Source organism: Cupriavidus sp. 01L415, from assembly GCF_056400065.1.
The window spans coordinates 121307-137103 of record NZ_JBFTSP010000010.1; the positions used below are offsets into that span (position 1 = coordinate 121307).

Annotated in this window: 15 protein-coding genes; all 15 read right to left on the reverse strand. The window is 65.9% G+C overall.

The features are described 5' to 3' along the window. Nucleotides 1-22: 22 nt before the first annotated feature. A complete protein-coding gene (trpA, locus tag AC1DOX_RS17055; protein WP_441620028.1) occupies nt 23-820 on the reverse strand; it encodes a tryptophan synthase subunit alpha in 798 nt (265 codons plus the stop codon). Nucleotides 821-829: 9 nt separating this feature from the next. Further along, nucleotides 830-1762: a DNA-methyltransferase gene (locus AC1DOX_RS17060; RefSeq protein WP_441620030.1), complete on the reverse strand. Its 933-nt coding sequence runs from the start codon at nt 1760-1762 to the stop codon at nt 830-832. Next, a complete protein-coding gene (gene trpB / locus AC1DOX_RS17065; protein ID WP_092134574.1) occupies nt 1762-2955 on the reverse strand; it encodes a tryptophan synthase subunit beta in 1194 nt (397 codons plus the stop codon). The genes AC1DOX_RS17060 and trpB overlap by 1 nt, the downstream gene beginning before the upstream one ends. A 120-nt stretch (nt 2956-3075) precedes the next feature. Further along, the gene (locus AC1DOX_RS17070) at nt 3076-3786 is read right to left on the reverse strand and encodes a phosphoribosylanthranilate isomerase (protein ID WP_092134576.1); all 711 of its coding nucleotides are present in this window, start codon (nt 3784-3786) and stop codon (nt 3076-3078) included. Further along, nucleotides 3773-4594, reverse strand: a complete 822-nt coding sequence (truA, locus tag AC1DOX_RS17075) for a tRNA pseudouridine(38-40) synthase TruA (protein WP_441620032.1) — start codon at nt 4592-4594, stop codon at nt 3773-3775. Before truA ends, AC1DOX_RS17070 begins: the two co-directional genes overlap by 14 nt. A 145-nt stretch (nt 4595-4739) precedes the next feature. Beyond that, nucleotides 4740-7547, reverse strand: a complete 2808-nt coding sequence (locus tag AC1DOX_RS17080) for a motility hub landmark protein FimV (RefSeq protein ID WP_477101462.1) — start codon at nt 7545-7547, stop codon at nt 4740-4742. A 292-nt stretch (nt 7548-7839) separates the two neighbouring features. Continuing rightward, nucleotides 7840-8976: an aspartate-semialdehyde dehydrogenase gene (gene asd / locus AC1DOX_RS17085; protein WP_441624045.1), complete on the reverse strand. Its 1137-nt coding sequence runs from the start codon at nt 8974-8976 to the stop codon at nt 7840-7842. Nucleotides 8977-9065: 89 nt separating this feature from the next. Next, nucleotides 9066-9203 (reverse strand): hypothetical protein, encoded by a 138-nt coding sequence (locus tag AC1DOX_RS17090; protein WP_176860863.1) that lies wholly within the window; start codon nt 9201-9203, stop codon nt 9066-9068. A gap of 137 nt (nt 9204-9340) precedes the next feature. Beyond that, entirely contained in the window at nt 9341-10408 is a 1068-nt protein-coding gene (gene leuB, locus AC1DOX_RS17095; RefSeq protein ID WP_092134580.1) for a 3-isopropylmalate dehydrogenase, read from the reverse strand. A gap of 27 nt (nt 10409-10435) precedes the next feature. Further along, nucleotides 10436-11086, reverse strand: coding sequence for a 3-isopropylmalate dehydratase small subunit (gene leuD / locus AC1DOX_RS17100; RefSeq protein WP_092134582.1), 651 nt, complete (start codon nt 11084-11086; stop codon nt 10436-10438). A 10-nt stretch (nt 11087-11096) separates the two neighbouring features. Beyond that, nucleotides 11097-11228 (reverse strand): entericidin A/B family lipoprotein, encoded by a 132-nt coding sequence (locus AC1DOX_RS17105; RefSeq protein ID WP_092134583.1) that lies wholly within the window; start codon nt 11226-11228, stop codon nt 11097-11099. A 37-nt stretch (nt 11229-11265) separates the two neighbouring features. After that, nucleotides 11266-12675: a 3-isopropylmalate dehydratase large subunit gene (gene leuC / locus AC1DOX_RS17110; protein ID WP_092134585.1), complete on the reverse strand. Its 1410-nt coding sequence runs from the start codon at nt 12673-12675 to the stop codon at nt 11266-11268. A gap of 358 nt (nt 12676-13033) precedes the next feature. Next, a complete protein-coding gene (locus AC1DOX_RS17115) occupies nt 13034-13735 on the reverse strand; it encodes an ABC transporter ATP-binding protein (protein WP_092134586.1) in 702 nt (233 codons plus the stop codon). Then, nucleotides 13735-14502, reverse strand: coding sequence for a high-affinity branched-chain amino acid ABC transporter ATP-binding protein LivG (livG, locus tag AC1DOX_RS17120; RefSeq protein ID WP_092134588.1), 768 nt, complete (start codon nt 14500-14502; stop codon nt 13735-13737). Before livG ends, AC1DOX_RS17115 begins: the two co-directional genes overlap by 1 nt. Next, a complete protein-coding gene (locus tag AC1DOX_RS17125) occupies nt 14499-15710 on the reverse strand; it encodes a high-affinity branched-chain amino acid ABC transporter permease LivM (RefSeq protein ID WP_441624062.1) in 1212 nt (403 codons plus the stop codon). Before AC1DOX_RS17125 ends, livG begins: the two co-directional genes overlap by 4 nt. Nucleotides 15711-15797: the final 87 nt, after the last annotated feature.

A 15797-nucleotide genomic window follows, 5' to 3' on the forward strand; every position in this document is an offset into this window, starting at 1 on the left:
CCGTGTCGGCGCGGCATCACGTTCAGGCATCCAGTGCCTGACGAATTTCAGCGATAAACCCGCGCAGCGATTCTACCGCCTGGCCGCGCGGTGCATCTTCCAGCAGTTGCACCAGGCGGCTGCCGATCACCACGGCGTCCGCCACGCTGCCGATCGCCCGGGCGGTCTGGGCATCGCGAATGCCAAACCCCACACCCACCGGCAGGTTGGCATGGCGCTTGATCAGCGGCAGGCGCGCCGCCACGCTGTCCAGGTCCAGCGTCGCCGACCCGGTCACCCCCGTCAGCGACACGTAATACAGGTAGCCGCTGGCCACCTTGGCCACGGCCTCGATGCGTGCGTCGGTGGACGTCGGCGCCAGCAGAAAAATCGGATCCATCTGGTTGGCGCGCATCAGCGCGGCAAAGGATTCGCTCTCCTCGGGCGGATAGTCCACCACCAGCACGCCGTCCACGCCGGCAGCCTGGGCCGCCTTCGCGAACACTTCCTCGCCCATGCGCTCGATCGGGTTGGCGTAGCCCATCAGCACCACCGGCGTGGCGGCATTCGTCTTGCGGAACTCGGCCACCCACGCCAGCACTTGTCTCAACGATACGCCATGCGCCAGGGCGCGCTCGGAGGCGCGCTGGATCACCGGGCCGTCGGCCATCGGGTCGGAAAACGGCACGCCGAGTTCGATCACGTCGGCGCCACCGGCCACAAGCGCGTGCATCAGGTCCACGGTCAGGCCGGGCTCCGGGTCGCCTGCGGTGATAAACGGGATCAGGCCCTTCTTCTGCTGCGCGGCCAGCGCCGCGAAAGTCTTCTGGATGCGGGACATGTCAGGGAATCAGATAAGGTGTTGAGCCGCCGACGCTTCCTCATTGGCGTCGTCGTTGGCCGCGGCCGGGGTTGGCGCGGGCGCCGCTTCGGGGGTGGTGGACGCGATCAGCGGCCTGGCCGCCGACACGCGCTGGCGTACCAGCTCCGCGTACTCCGGATTCATCTCGAAGCCGACAAACCGCCGGCCGTGCCGCACGCAAGCCACCGCCGTGGTACCGCTGCCAGTGAACGGGTCCAGCACCAGCCCGCCCGGCGGGCAGCTGGAGAGCACCATGCGCTCGACGATCTCCAGCGGCTTCTGGGTCGGATGATCGGCCCGCTCCGGGTCCTGCCGGTGAATGCGCGACACGCTCCAGAGGTCCTTCGGGTTGTATCCCACCTCCAGCCACTTCTTGCCTTCGAAGCGGGGCCGGCTGCGCGCCTTCTTGGTCTCGGCGTCATACGGGATGCGCACCGGGTCCAGGTCGAAGTAATAGTCGCGCTGGCGGGCAAAGAAGCCGATGTTGTCGTGCACCGACGAGAACTTGCGCGTCGTGCCGCCCATGCTCGGCACGCGGCGGTCCCAGATAATCTCGTTGATCATCGTCAGGCGTTGCTTGAGCATGACGAACAGTTCGGGCGAGTACTGCCAGGTGCAGAACAGGTAGAGCGAGCCGCGCGGGGCGATCTTGGGCACGATGGCATTCATCCAGCGCTCCGACCATTCCAGGTAGGCCTGGCCGGAGAGGCGGTCTGAATCGTTGCCGTAGTCCTTGCCCAGTCCGTACGGCGGATCGGCCACGACCAGGTCGATCGAGCCGTCGGGGATCTTCGCGATCCCTTCGAGCACGTCTTCCCGGTACAGGCGCAGCGTCGACGTGTCGAGGATATCGATCGCGTCGGCGCCTGCGCCGCCCTCTTCGCCTGCGGACAGCGGTGTGTTGGGTGGCAGCGCGCGCATCAGAGCTTCAGCCCCGAACGCTCGGCCACGGTGTGCATGTCCTTGTCGCCGCGGCCGGACAGGTTCACCAGCAGCAGCTTGTCGGCAGGCAGTGTTGGCGCCAGCTTGCATGCGTAGGCGATGGCATGGCTCGATTCCAGCGCCGGGATGATGCCCTCGATGCGGCAGCAGTCGTGGAAGGCCTTGAGCGCTTCCTCGTCGGTGATCGGCACGTACTGTGCGCGACCGCTGTCCTTGAGCCATGCATGCTCGGGGCCCACGCCCGGGTAGTCCAGCCCGGCGGACACCGAGTGGGTCTCGATAATCTGGCCGTTCTCGTCCTGCAGCAGGTAGGTACGGTTGCCGTGCAGCACGCCCGGCGTGCCGCCGGTCAGCGATGCCGCGTGGCGGCCCGTGTCCAGGCCGTCGCCGGCTGCTTCCACGCCGATCAGCTGCACGTCCTTGTGCTCGATATACGGGTAGAAGATGCCCATCGCATTGGAGCCGCCGCCCACGCAGGCGATGACCGCATCCGGCTGGCGGCCGGTCATCTCGGGCATCTGCACCTTGGCCTCCTCGCCAATCACGCACTGGAAATCGCGGACCATCATCGGATACGGGTGCGGGCCCGCCACGGTGCCGATGATGTAGAAGGTGGATTCCACGTTGGTCACCCAGTCGCGCATCGCTTCGTTCAGCGCGTCCTTGAGCGTGCGCGAGCCGCTCTCCACGGGCACCACCGTCGCACCCAGCAGCTTCATGCGATAGACGTTGGCCGCCTGACGGCGCACGTCCTCGGAACCCATGTAGACCACGCACTCCATGCCAAAGCGCGCGGCGATCGTCGCCGTGGCCACGCCGTGCTGGCCGGCACCGGTTTCGGCGATCACGCGCTTCTTGCCCATGCGTTTGGCGAGCAGCGCCTGGCCGATCACGTTGTTGATCTTGTGGGCGCCGGTGTGATTCAGGTCCTCGCGCTTGAGGTAGATCTGCGCGCCGCCGAGCAATTCGCTCCAGCGCTGCGCGTGATAGATCGGCGACGGGCGGCCGACGAAGTGCTTCAGTTCGCGCCGGAATTCGGCATCGAACTCCGGGTCCTGCTGGTAGCGCGCATAGGCATCGCGCAGTTCGTCCAGCGCGTGGACCAGGGTCTCGGAAACAAAAGTGCCGCCATAGGGGCCGAAGTGGCCGCGGGAATCGGGCAAGTCGTACATATCCAGGCTCTCAGGATGACGTGCCTGCGCCAATCGGGCAGACACGCGAGGATTCGATGTGGGATGCGGCCGTCGGGCCAGGGCAGGTGATGCCGGGAATATCGGGAAATTCCGGCTGACTCACCCTGCCTCCGCCATGCGCACGGCACGCACGAACGCTGCAATGCGGGCGTGGTCTTTCACGCCCTTGGCGGCCTCCACGCCACTGCTCACATCCACAGCGTAGGGCCGCACGCGTTCAATCGCGCCAGCGACGTTTTGCGCGTTCAACCCACCACTCAAAACGATGCGAGGAGCGCCGTTTGCGGTCGGGGTGCCCGTGCGGGGCGGATTGGACGGAAGCCATTGGGCGGGAATCAGGGTCCAGTCGAAGACGTGGCCACCACCGCCGTAGCCTTCCACGAAGGCGTCGAGCAACAGGCCGGCGGCGTCACGATATTGATCGGCGAATTCTACCAAATCGAGGCCCGGTCGGACACGGGCAGCGCGCATGAATGGCAGTCGGCAGCGCCGGGCGATGTCGGAACACTGCTGAGGCGTCTCGTCGCCGTGGAATTGAAGCAACGTCAACGGCACTCGCTCGGCCACATGTGCCACTTCCTCGGCATCGGCATTGACGAACAGGCCGACCACCGAGACGAACGGCGGCACGCGCTCGGCCAGTTCGGCGGCACGTGCCACATCGACGTGACGCGGGCTGCCGGCATAGAACACCAGGCCGATGGCGTCGGCGCCGGCATCGACAGCCGCGCGCACATCGTCCTCGCGCGTGAGGCCGCAGATCTTGATACGGGTACGGGCGGGCACGCCGCCCGCTTCAGGCGCCGTCATCGGCAAATACTCCGTGGAAAACGCTGGCGGACGGGTCCGCCCTGGGAAGGTCGTAGGGCTCAGGATACTTTACGTCAGCCAGGTAGAGGCCGTCAGGCATGAAGGTCGGCGCGGCCTTGCTGCGGTCGCGGCCCGCCAGCACGCCGGCCATCCAGTCGGCCGGATAGCGCCCGCGCCCCACCGCCACCAGGCAGCCCATCAGGTTGCGCACCATATGATGGAGAAACGCGCTGGCGCGAAAGCGCAGGAAAACCCAGTTGCCGTCCGCCTTGATCGTCACGTCGTACATCGTCTTGACCGGCGACTTGGCCTGGCATTCGGCAGCGCGGAAGGCGGAAAAATCGTGCTCGCCCAGCAGATGGCTGGCGGCGGTGCGCATCGCCTCCACATCCAGCCGCTGGCCGGGAGGCAGCATCTGGTAGCCGGCGCGACCGTGGATCATCGGCACGCGATGCGGGCCGGTATAGAGCGCGTAGTAATACTTGCGCTCGAACGCCAGGAAGCGCGCGTGGAAATTCTCGTCAACAGGCTCGGCCCACTGCACGGCGATGGACGGCGGCAGGAAAGCATTGACGCCGCGCACCCACGAGAATTTCTCGCGCGACAACTCGGTATCAAGATGGATCACCTGCCCGAGCGCGTGCACGCCGGCATCGGTCCGACCCGCCACCGTGGTCAGCAGCCGCACGCCGGCAAAACGCTCGATCGCGTCTTCCAGGTGGTCCTGCACGGTATTGCGGTGGGGCTGCGACTGCCAGCCGGAAAAGGCTGACCCGTCGTAGTGGAGGCCGATGGCGATGCGGTTCATGGATGCGTGAAGTGGCCAACCAATCTGGCCGAACCCAAAAAGAAAATGCGCCGGAAGGGACGCTTCCGGCGCATCGCTTCGGGCTACGGCGTCGAGACGCCGCGCAAGCCCTCAATCATACCGGCCTTTGCAGGCCGTCACGGCGTCAGGCCACTTCGCGGAGCAGCGTGCGGGCTTCAGCCTGCAGCGGATCTTGCGACTGGTCCACCACTTCCTGCAGCAGCTCGCGGGCCCCTTCCTTGTCACCGATCTCGATGTAGGCGCGGGCCAGATCGAGCTTGATCTGCATGTCACGGCCACCGTCCATGCCCGTGGCGGACAGGGTACTGGCGGACACGCCATGCGTCGTATCGGCACCGCCCTCGGACGTCACACGCGTCAGGTCGATCGGCTCGACCAGCCGGCCGTTCTGCAGCATCGTCGGCGCCGGCAGCGGCACCGTGGACTCCGCCAGCGAGCGGCCTTCCGTCTGCTGGTCCGCGTTCAGGTCGAGCGAGATGCCCGACATGTCGAAATCCAGCGGACGCGAACGCGTCGGGGTGTCGAGTGCCGGTACCTCGGCCAGATGCCGGCTTGCCTCGTTCACCGGCATATCAAGGCCGGTGTCGTGGCTTTCGTCGAGTACGTCGTCCAGTCGTGCCACCGGTTCCGCTCGGAGTTCGTCACCGAACACCAGCGAGGCCGACTCCGGCGCCACGATGGGCTCCCCCGGCGCAGGCGCCGGGAAGGCGTCCAGCGGCAGCGCCAGGTCCGCCATGGCGGGTTCCTTCGGCGGCTGCTGCGGGTTCTGTGCAGGATCTTGCGTGCGCCACTGGTCCGCGACGGGCGTGGTGGTATCCACGCCTGCAGAGGTGTCTGGTGCGACCGACAGATACAACGCATTGCTCGGGTCCAGCTTGCGGCCCATTTCCGCGGCCTGCAACCAGTCCGCACCTTGCCCGCCCGTCTGGGCGAACATTTCTTCTGCAATCACTCGGAAACCTTCCACATCCTGACGAGTGTTGTAAATCTCCATGAGCTTCAGGCGGATAGCCTGGCGCTCAGGGCTCTGTTGCAGCGCTTCGCGCAGGATTTCCTCGGCCTGCACGTCGCGCCCGTAGGCGATATACACCTCGGCTTCCGCGATCGGATCGACCTCGGTAGCCTCAGGCGAGTTGTTGCCAATCCGGAAATCCGCACCGAACACGCTGTGCTGCGAGGTGTCCACGCTCTGGCCGCCGGCGGTGCCGAACAGCGAGTGACCACCCGCCATCACGGTGCTTTCCTGCGACAAGATGCTGTCGCCGAAGCCGGTGCTCTCGCTCGCCTTCTGCTTCTGGCGGCGACGGTAGAACGCGTAGCCGCCCAGCAGCACGGCCAGCAGGCCGGCACCCGGCGACAGCATCGGGTTGTCCAGCAGTTCGTCGACAAAGGATCGTTGCGGCACCGGGGCCGGCGGCGACACCGGCTTCCTGGCCGCGGGGGCCGGGGCTGCAGCGGCCGGCGCCGATGCGGCGGCCTGGGCTTGCGGCGCCGAAGCCGAGGCTTCGGGTGCCGAGGCCGCAGCCGTCGCGGCCGGCGCAGGCACCGGCGTCGCCGTGCTCGGGGCGTCCGTCGTCTTGGCGGGTTCGGCCGGCACCACCGTCGGCTCGGTGCTGGCAGCCGGTGCCGGTGCGGCAGCGGTCGCGGCCGGCACGGCGGCAGCTACTGTTGCGGCAGCCGGCGCGGCCGGAGCCGCCTTCGCCGCCTGGCTTGCCTGATTCAGCTTGGCGATCTCCGAATTCTTCAGCTCCATCAGGCGCTGCATATCGGTGACGTTCTTTTCCAGCTGGGCCAGCTTGGATTCCGCATCCTTGAGCTTGCGCTGGTTGGCGACGTCAGCTTCCGCCTGGGCTTGCGCCTTGGCTTGCGCGCCACGGTCGGCCTTGGAAAGCTTCAGTTCGTCACGCGGACCTGCCGCAGGCACCGTGGTGTCCTGCACGCGCGCGGTGATGTTGCCCGACTGCTCGCGGCCGGTGCCGGCTTCCACGGACTTGGCGGCAGCGGCGGCAGCCAAACGACTGCGGTAGCTGTCGAAGCCCTGCGTGCGGGCCACGACTTCGCGGTGCGCCACACGCGGGCTCACGGACTGGGCCTGCTGGGCACTCGGCACCTTCAGCACAGCGCCGGATTTGATCCGGTTGATATTGCCGCCGATGAAGGCATTCGGATTGTTCCGATACAGCGCGAACAGCATCTGCTCGAGCGACACGCCGTCCTGAGCGGCCTCGCCGGCAATACCGTACAGGGTGTCGCCACGCTGGATCGTGTAGTTGCCGTTGGCGGGGGCGCCATCCGTCGCGGTCGGGGACGGGGCGGCAGCGGCACGGCGCGGCTGGCGCACAGCGGGTGCGGGGCGCGCAGCCTCGGTCGCCGGTGCGGCGGATGTGGCGGCGGGTGCCGACGCGGCAGCGGCGGGCGCCTGGGCCGGCGACGCGTCCGGCGTGGCGGCCTGCACGACCGTGGTCGGCGAGAACGATTGGGAGGTCGACTTGACGCCGGCCGGATCGAGCAGGAACGTGTACGCGCGCGTCACCTTGCCGCTGGACCAGCTCATGTCGACAAGGATGTCGACAAACGGCTCGCTGATCGGCTGGTTGGATTTGACGCTGGCGACGTAACTGCCATTGGGGCGACGCTCCACCTGGAGCCGTACGCTGGAAACAGCGGGCAAGTACGTCAGCCCTGCCCTGGCATAGGCGGCGGGCGAGGCCAGCTTGACAGTCAGGCTGTCCGCTTCCTCGGCCGAGACGCCGCTGATATCGATTTCAGCCTGGAGCGGCTGCCCCAGGTTGGACTGTACCCGTAGTTGTCCGAACCCCGCGGCATACGCGGCCGGCTGCATCAGCAGCAAACCGAGTGCCGTGACGGCCAGCGTTGACCAGCGCTGACGGACAGTAGGCGCATCTTTCCGGCGATGTAGGCTCACACTCACCTCGTGCTCCATTTATGTTTCTAGTAGCGAAAAATAACCCGACCCAAAATGCCTGGCTGGCGGGCGGATGGCCGGTGCGGACGGAAACGTCTGCCCGGATACCTCGCCCTTTCGCCACCGCAGAACAGCGACGAAGACCCCGTAGCCAAGCGTATGCCGGCTGTATTGTGACGCAAGCCCGGGAAAAATAGGCACTCGGATGCAACAACGCCGCGCTGTGGCGCGGCGTTGCAGGGAAAGCAGAGAATTCTGTTGCCTCGCCGCAACGAAAGCGGCGGGGCTCACCGGAGGCTCAGCCCTCGATCAGAATGCGCAGCATACGCCGCAAGGGTTCGGCTGCCCCCCACAGCAACTGATCACCCACAGTGAAGCCCGACAGGTACTCGCCACCCATCTGCATCTTGCGCAGGCGGCCGACCGGGATGGTCAGCGTACCCGTCACGGCAGCCGGCGTGAGGTCCGTCATGCTGGCTTCGCGCGTGTTCGGCACCACCTTGGCCCACTGGTTGTTGGCCGCCAGCATGCCTTCGATCTCGTCCAGCGGCACATCCTTGCGCAGCTTGATCGTCAGCGCCTGCGAATGGCAGCGCATCGCGCCAATCCGCACGCACAGGCCGTCCACGGCGATCGGGGCTGCGCCAGTGGCGCCCACGAAACCTTCGCCGCGACCCAGGATCTTGTTGGTCTCGGCGCCGCCCTTCCACTCTTCCTTGGAAACGCCGTTGCCCAGGTCCTTGTCGATCCAGGGAATCAGGTTGCCGGCCAGCGGCACGCCGAATTGCTTCGTTTCGTCCGCCGACAGCCCGTGCTGGGTGGCCAGGATGGTGCGGTCGATTTCCAGGATGGCAGAAGCCGGGTTGTCCAGCAGCGGCTTGACCGCGGCGTTCAGCGTACCGAACTGCGTCAGCAGCTCGCGCATGTGCTGGGCGCCGCCGCCCGATGCGGCCTGGTACGTCATGGAGGTCATCCACTCCACCAGATCATGCTCGAACAGGCCGCCCAGACCCATCATCATGCAGCTGACCGTGCAGTTGCCGCCAATGAAGTTCTTCACGCCCTTCGACAGCGCATCCTTGATCACGCCGAGGTTGACGGGATCCAGCACGATGATGGCATCGTCCTTCATCCGCAGCGAGGACGCCGCATCGATCCAGTAACCGTTCCAGCCGGCCGCACGCAGGCGCGGGAAGACATCGTTCGTGTAGTCGCCGCCCTGGGCGGTGAGCACCACGTCGCACTTCTTCAGTGCCTCGATGTCGTTGGCATCTTTCAGCGTGGTTTCGTTCTTTGCCATCGCAGGGGCCTTGCCGCCAGCGTTGGAAGTGCTGAAGAAAACGGGCTCGATATGGTCGAAATCGCCCTCTTCCTGCATGCGCTGCATCAGGACGCTGCCGACCATTCCTCGCCAACCGACGAGACCTACAATCATGACTTACCTCGGATGTGATGTGAACTTCCCCGCCATTTTCCTCGCCCGGCGTGGCTGCGCGGGGAAGACGGGCAGGCACGACGAACGATCTAGGCGATCGCTTTTTTGGTAATGGTTTTAATCGTCGTTGCGGTAACCGCCGGGCCGAGCGAATCCGCGCCGCCCGTGCCGCGGGTGGCGGCGGGAGCGACGGAGGCAGTCAGGATGGACTGGTTGATTCGGGCCATGCGGGGGAGTCTACACGATTTTGCCGCGCTGCCGCAGCAGACAAACCTGTGAAAAATGCGCTGCCAACCGGGAGAACCGGGGGGTCCGGCCGGCAGGACGCCTCGACACGAAGCCGCCCTGCCAAGTCGACGCCGCTTTACAGCGCGGCGAGCACCGCTTCGCCCATCTCGCGGGTGCCAACCTGCTTGCAGCCCGGCGTCAGGATGTCGCCCGTGCGATAGCCCTGCGACAGCACCTTCTTGACGGCATTCTCGATGCGATCCGCCTGCTCGGCGCGATTCAGCGAGTAACGCAGCATCATCGCGGCGGACAGGATCGTGGCCAGCGGATTGGCCACGCCCTTGCCGGCGATGTCCGGCGCCGAGCCGTGCGACGGCTCATACAAACCCTTGTTGTTCGCGTCCAGCGATGCCGACGGCAGCATGCCGATCGAACCCGTCAGCATGGCAGCCTCGTCCGACAGGATGTCGCCGAACATGTTGCCGGTGACGATCACGTCAAAGCTCTTCGGCGCCTTGACCAGCTGCATCGCGGCGTTGTCCACGTACATGTGGGACAGCTCGACGTCCGGATACTCCTTGCTGACATCGATCACGATGTCCTTCCAGAACTGGAACGTCTCCAGCACATTGGCCTTGTCCACGCTGCACAGCTTCTTGCCGCGCTTGGCCGCAGCCTGGAACGCCACGTGCGCGATGCGGCGGATTTCCGGCTCGCTGTAGCGCATCGTGTCGAAGGCTTCGCGATGACCCTTGAACAGGCCGTCCGGGGCTTCGCGCAGGCCGCGCGGCTGGCCAAAGTAGATGTCGCCGTTCAGCTCGCGCACAATCAGGATGTCCAGGCCCGCCACCAGCTCGGGCTTCAGGCTCGAGGCGCCGGTCAGTTCCGGATAGCAGATCGCCGGGCGGAAGTTGGCAAACAGCTGCAGGTGCTTGCGCAAGCCCAGGATGGCCTGCTCCGGACGCAGCGGACGCTCCAGGCTGTCGTACTTCCAGTCGCCCACGGCACCGAACAGGATCGCGTCAGCTTCCTTTGCCAGCTTCAGGGTGTTCTCCGGCAGCGGATGGCCTTCGGCCTCGTAGCCAGCGCCACCCACCGGCGCCGTTTCCATTTCGAATTTCTCGTCGAGCGCGTTGAGCACCTTGACGGCTTCGGCAACGATCTCGGGACCAATGCCGTCACCCGGCAGGACTGCAATCTTCATCTGTCTTCCTGTATTCGTAGTGTGTCTTCAACCAACCAGGCGATTGCCCAGCCACGGCATCTTCGTCAGGCGCTCGGCTTCGTACGCCTTGATCTTGTCCGACTGGCGCAGCGTCAGGCCGATGTCGTCAAAACCGTTGAGCATGCAGTACTTGCGGAACGGGGCGATATCGAAGGAATAGCTCTCGCCGCCCGGCGTCAGCACCACCTGCTTGTCGAGATCGATGGTCAGCTTGTAGCCCGGGAACGCATTGGTCTCGTTGAACAGGTGATCGACCTGCAGGTCGGTCAGCACCACCGGCAGCAGGCCATTCTTGTAGCAGTTGTTGAAGAAGATGTCGGCGAAACTCGGCGCGATGACGGCGCGGAAGCCGTATTGCGAAAGCGCCCACGGCGCATGCTCGCGCGAGCTGCCGCAGCCGAAGTTGCTGCGCGCCAGCAGCACCGACGCGCCCTGGTAGCGCGGCTGGTTCAGCACGAAGTCCGGGTTCAGCGGACGCTTGCTGTTGTCCTGGCCGGGCTGGCCGACGTCCTTGTAGCGCCATTCGTCGAACAGGTTCGGACCAAAGCCCGTGCGCTTGATCGACTTCAGGAATTGCTTCGGGATGATCGCGTCGGTATCGACGTTCTCACGATCGAGCGGCGCCACGAGGCCGCTGTGTACGGTGAACTTTTCCATGGTGGTGTCCTTACTTCTTGGCAGCGTTCTCGAGCGAGCGGCCCGCCGCCTGCGTGTCCTTGCCCAGTCCGGCCATCGTGTTGCAGCCAGCCAATTGCAGCATGCCCAGGCATGCCAGCAGCGTGATCACGATCTTTTTCATGTTCTCTCTGTTCGAAAGTCGTGGTTGACCCGCCCGATCAGCCGAGCTTGCGGATATCGACGAAATGACCCTCGATGGCGGCTGCGGCGGCCATCGCCGGGCTGACCAGATGGGTACGTCCGCCCGCACCCTGACGGCCTTCGAAGTTCCGGTTGGAGGTGGACGCGCAGCGCTCGCCCGCTTCCAGGCGGTCGGCGTTCATGGCCAGGCACATCGAGCAGCCCGGCTCGCGCCATTCAAAGCCGGCGGCCTTGAAGACCTTGTCCAGCCCTTCGCGCTCGGCTTGCGACTTCACCAGGCCCGAGCCCGGCACGACCATCGCCAGCTTCACATTCGACGCCACCTTGCGGCCGAGTTTCTGCACCACCCACGCGGCGGCTCGCATGTCCTCGATACGGCTGTTGGTGCAGGAGCCGATGAACACCTTGTCGACGTTGATCGCTTCGATCGGCACATTCGGCTGCAGGCCCATGTATTCCAGCGCGCGCTCCATGGCGTTGCGCTTATTCGGGTCCTTTTCCTTCTCGGGGTCCGGCACGCGGTCTTCGATGCTGACGACCATCTCCGGCGACGTGCCCCAGGTCACCTGCGGGCGGATATCCTCGGCGCGCAGCTCCACGACCTTGTCGAAGTGGGCGCCGTCGTCCGAATGCAGCGTGCGCCAGTAGCCCACCGCCTGCTCCCACTCCACGCCCTGCGGCGCGTACGGACGGTTCTTCACGTATTCCAGCGTGGTGTCGTCCACGGCAACCAGCCCGGCGCGTGCGCCGGCTTCGATCGCCATGTTGCAGACCGTCATGCGGCCTTCCATGGTCAGGTCGCGAATGGCCGAGCCGGCGAACTCCATGGTGAAGCCCGTGCCGCCGGCCGTGCCGATCTTGCCGATGATGGCCAGCACGATGTCCTTGGCGGTGCAGCCGCGCGGCAGCTTGCCTTCCACCTTGATCAGCATGTTTTTGGCCTTCTTGCCCAGCAGCGTCTGCGTGGCCAGCACATGCTCCACTTCCGACGTGCCGATGCCGTGCGCCAGTGCGCCGAACGCGCCATGCGTGCTGGTGTGGGAATCGCCGCAGACCACGGTCATGCCCGGCAGCGTGGCGCCCTGCTCCGGCCCGATCACGTGGACGATGCCCTGGCGGTGATCGTTCATCTTGAACTGGGTGATGCCGAAGCTGTCGCAGTTGGCGTCCAGGGTATCGACCTGAAGCTTCGACACCGGGTCCGCGATGCCTTGCGAGCGGTCCGTGGTCGGCACGTTATGGTCGGACACGGCCAGGTTCGCGCTGATGCGCCAGACCGGACGCGACGCCAGTTTCAGCCCTTCGAACGCCTGCGGGCTGGTGACTTCATGCAGCAGGTGGCGATCGATGTAGAGCAGCGTGGTGCCGTCTTCCTCGACGTGGACGGTGTGGTCATCCCAGAGTTTGTCGTAGAGCGTCTTGGCCATGATGCGAGGGGGCAGACCGACCGTCCGGACAGGAACGGCGCAGATCCGCGCGTTGGTTTGCAGGGGATTTGTTTTTTCCGGATGCCATCGTGGGCAAGCAGACTATTGTGCTGCTTTTCCCGCGTCGCCGGTGATTGCTTGACATCGCAATCGATTATGCCATGTGCGCCGGCCGGGAACGGGCGCGCCGGACGCGACCTGCGGCGGTCATTGGCGAAAGGGGGATTTCGCAGATGGCGAAAAGGTGGCAACGCACACGACCCAGGCGGGCGGCCCGGAACGCGGAGGAAGCGGAGGAAGCGGACGAAGCGCCGCCGTGCCCACAAACGGGGGCACGACGGGGGCTCGGGGGCCGGAATCAGCCGCCGAGATAGGCGCTGCGAATGCGGTCGTTTGCCAGCAGGTTTGCGCCGGTATCGGCCAGCACCACGCGGCCGGTTTCCAGCACATAGCCGCGATCCGCCACTTGCAGGGCCTTGTTGGCGTTCTGCTCCACCAGGAAGACCGTGACGCCCTCGTCACGGATGGTGCGGATGATGTCGAAGATCTGCGCGATGATCAGCGGTGCCAGGCCGAGCGTGGGCTCGTCCAGCAACAGCAGGCGCGGACGGCTCATCAGCGCGCGGCCGATCGCCAGCATCTGCTGCTCGCCCCCGGACATCGTGCCGGCACGCTGGCCCGAGCGCTGATTCAGGCGCGGGAACAGCTTGAACACGTGCTCGATGCCGGCCTCGATCTCATGGCGGCTGCCGAAGAATGCGCCCATCTTGAGGTTTTCCAGCACGGTCAGGCTCGGGAACACCCGGCGCCCTTCCGGCGAGATCGCCATGCCCATGCGCATGATCTCGTGCGTGTCGCGGCGCGTGATGTCCTGCCCCTCGAACAGCACGCGGCCGCCCGAGGCGCGCGGCGATCCGCACACGGTCATCATCAGCGTCGTCTTGCCGGCGCCGTTGCTGCCGATCAGGGTGACGATCTCCCCCTTGTTGACTTCGATCGATACGCCAGACAGCGCCTCGACGGCGCCGTAGTGGGTATGGACCTGTTCCAGCTTCAGCATCAGTCCTCTCCCAGGTAGGCCTTGATCACGCGCGGGTCGTTGCGCACCTCGTCCGGCGCGGCCGTCACGATCGGGCGGCCGTGCTCCATCACCATGATGCGGTCCGATACGCCCATCACCAGGCTCATGTCGTGCTCGATCAGCAGCACGGAGATGTTGAACTCATGGCGCAGGCGGTCGATCAGCTGTTGCAGCTCGATCTTTTCCTGCGGGTTCAGGCCGGCAGCCGGCTCGTCCAGCATCAGCAGGCGCGGCCGGGTGATCATGCAGCGCGCGATCTCCAGCCGCCGCTGATGACCGTACGACAGCGTGCCCGCCTCGCGGTTGGCCACCGATGTCAGCCCCATGCGTTCCAGCCATTCGGCGGCGCGCTCCAGCGCTTCGCGCTCGGCGCGACGATAGGCCGGCGTGGCCAGCAGGCCGCGCAGCAAGCCCGACTTGACCTGCAGATGTTGCGCGACCAGCAGGTTTTCCACCACGGTCAGCGACTTGAACAAGCGGATGTTCTGGAACGTACGCACCAGGCCGCGTCGTGCCACCAGGTGGCTCGGCAGGCCGGCGATCGCGTGGCCGTCGAGGGTCACCTCGCCCGCCGTGGGCTTGTAGAAGCCGCCCACGCAGTTGAACACCGTGGTCTTGCCCGCGCCGTTGGGGCCGATGATGGCAAAGACCTCGTCGCGACGCACATCGAAATCGACGCCGTCCACGGCCAGCAGACCGCCAAAGCGCATCTGCAGGCCGGATACTTTCAGCATTTCCGCGCTCATTGCGGCAACTCCACGTGGGGACGGCTCGCGGGCAGCAGGCCCTGCGGACGCCACATCATCATCAGCACCATCACCAGGCCGAAGATCAGCATGCGGTACTCGGCAAAATCGCGCGCCACCTCGGGCAGCGCGGTCAGCAGGATCGCCGCCAGGATCACGCCCAGCTGCGAACCCATGCCGCCCAGCACCACCACCGCCAGGATCAGCGCCGACTCGATGAACGTGAAGGACTCCGGATTGACCAGGCCCTGGCGCGCCGCGAAGAACGCACCGGCCAGACCCGCGAAGGAGGCGCCCAGCGTGAATGCGGAAAGCTTGATGCGCGTGGGATTCAGGCCCAGCGAGCGGCAGGCGATCTCGTCGTCGCGCAACGCTTCCCAGGCACGGCCCATCGGCATGCGGATCAGGCGGCTGGTCACGAACAGGGTGAAGCCCACCAGCAGCAGCGCCAGCAGGTACAGGAAGATCACCATGTGCTGGCCGGCGTACGGAATGCCGATCAAGTCATGGAACGTCTTCGCGCCTTCCACGCTTGCGCTGCGCGCCATCTCGATGCCGAACACGCTCGGCTTCGGAATGCCCGACACGCCATCCGGGCCACCGGTCAGGCTGGTCAGGTTGTTGAGCAGCAGGCGGATAATCTCGCCGAAGCCCAGCGTCACGATCGCCAGGTAGTCGCCGCGCAGGCGCAGCACCGGGAAGCCAAGGATGAAGCCAAACGTCGCGGCCAGGCCGGCGGACAGTGGCAGGCATTCCCAGAACGTCAGGCCGAAGTACTGGTTGAGCAGCGCGTAGGTGTAGCCACCCACGGCATAGAAGCCCACATAGCCCAGGTCGAGCAGGCCGGCGTAGCCGACCACGATGTTCAGGCCCAGGCCCAGGATCACGTAGATCAGCGCCAGCGTGGCCACGTCCACTGCGCCGCGCGAGCCAAAGAACGGGAACACCAGCCCGACGGCCAGCAGCACCCAGACGGCGGTGCGCTGCTGCTGCGCACCCATCGCGGGCAGCGTCGGCAGCTTCACGGCGCTGCGCGCACGCGTCAGCATCGGCTTGAACAGCTGGAACAGGAACACCGCGGCCACGGCGATCCAGACCGGACGCCAGTGCGACTCCAGCACGACCTTGTAGCCGTCGAGCTTCAACTGAAGGCCGAGGACGGGGATGGTGAGGATCGCCGTCATCACGGCTGCCGTCACGGCGTTCATGAGCGTCTGCCCGGGCAAGGCCCCGTTGGCCGCCGGTGTGCGGCCGGCCGGCGTTGCCGAAATCTGATTTGTCATCTTGCGCTCCCC

Excerpts from the sequence above, each read along its gene's own strand:
- trpA (WP_441620028.1), bottom strand. The coding sequence starts at position 820 with ATGTCCCGCATCCAGAAGACTTTCGCGGCGCTGGCCGCGCAGCAGAAG.
- AC1DOX_RS17060 (WP_441620030.1), bottom strand. The coding sequence starts at position 1,762 with ATGCGCGCGCTGCCACCCAACACACCGCTGTCCGCAGGCGAAGAGGGC.
- trpB (WP_092134574.1), bottom strand. The coding sequence starts at position 2,955 with ATGTACGACTTGCCCGATTCCCGCGGCCACTTCGGCCCCTATGGCGGC.
- AC1DOX_RS17070 (WP_092134576.1), bottom strand. The coding sequence starts at position 3,786 with ATGACGGCGCCTGAAGCGGGCGGCGTGCCCGCCCGTACCCGTATCAAG.
- truA (WP_441620032.1), bottom strand. The coding sequence starts at position 4,594 with ATGAACCGCATCGCCATCGGCCTCCACTACGACGGGTCAGCCTTTTCC.
- asd (WP_441624045.1), bottom strand. The coding sequence starts at position 8,976 with ATGATTGTAGGTCTCGTCGGTTGGCGAGGAATGGTCGGCAGCGTCCTG.
- AC1DOX_RS17090 (WP_176860863.1), bottom strand. The coding sequence starts at position 9,203 with ATGGCCCGAATCAACCAGTCCATCCTGACTGCCTCCGTCGCTCCCGCC.
- leuB (WP_092134580.1), bottom strand. The coding sequence starts at position 10,408 with ATGAAGATTGCAGTCCTGCCGGGTGACGGCATTGGTCCCGAGATCGTT.
- leuD (WP_092134582.1), bottom strand. The coding sequence starts at position 11,086 with ATGGAAAAGTTCACCGTACACAGCGGCCTCGTGGCGCCGCTCGATCGT.
- AC1DOX_RS17105 (WP_092134583.1), bottom strand. The coding sequence starts at position 11,228 with ATGAAAAAGATCGTGATCACGCTGCTGGCATGCCTGGGCATGCTGCAA.
- leuC (WP_092134585.1), bottom strand. The coding sequence starts at position 12,675 with ATGGCCAAGACGCTCTACGACAAACTCTGGGATGACCACACCGTCCAC.
- AC1DOX_RS17115 (WP_092134586.1), bottom strand. The coding sequence starts at position 13,735 with ATGCTGAAGCTGGAACAGGTCCATACCCACTACGGCGCCGTCGAGGCG.
- livG (WP_092134588.1), bottom strand. The coding sequence starts at position 14,502 with ATGAGCGCGGAAATGCTGAAAGTATCCGGCCTGCAGATGCGCTTTGGC.
- AC1DOX_RS17125 (WP_441624062.1), bottom strand. The coding sequence starts at position 15,710 with ATGAACGCCGTGACGGCAGCCGTGATGACGGCGATCCTCACCATCCCC.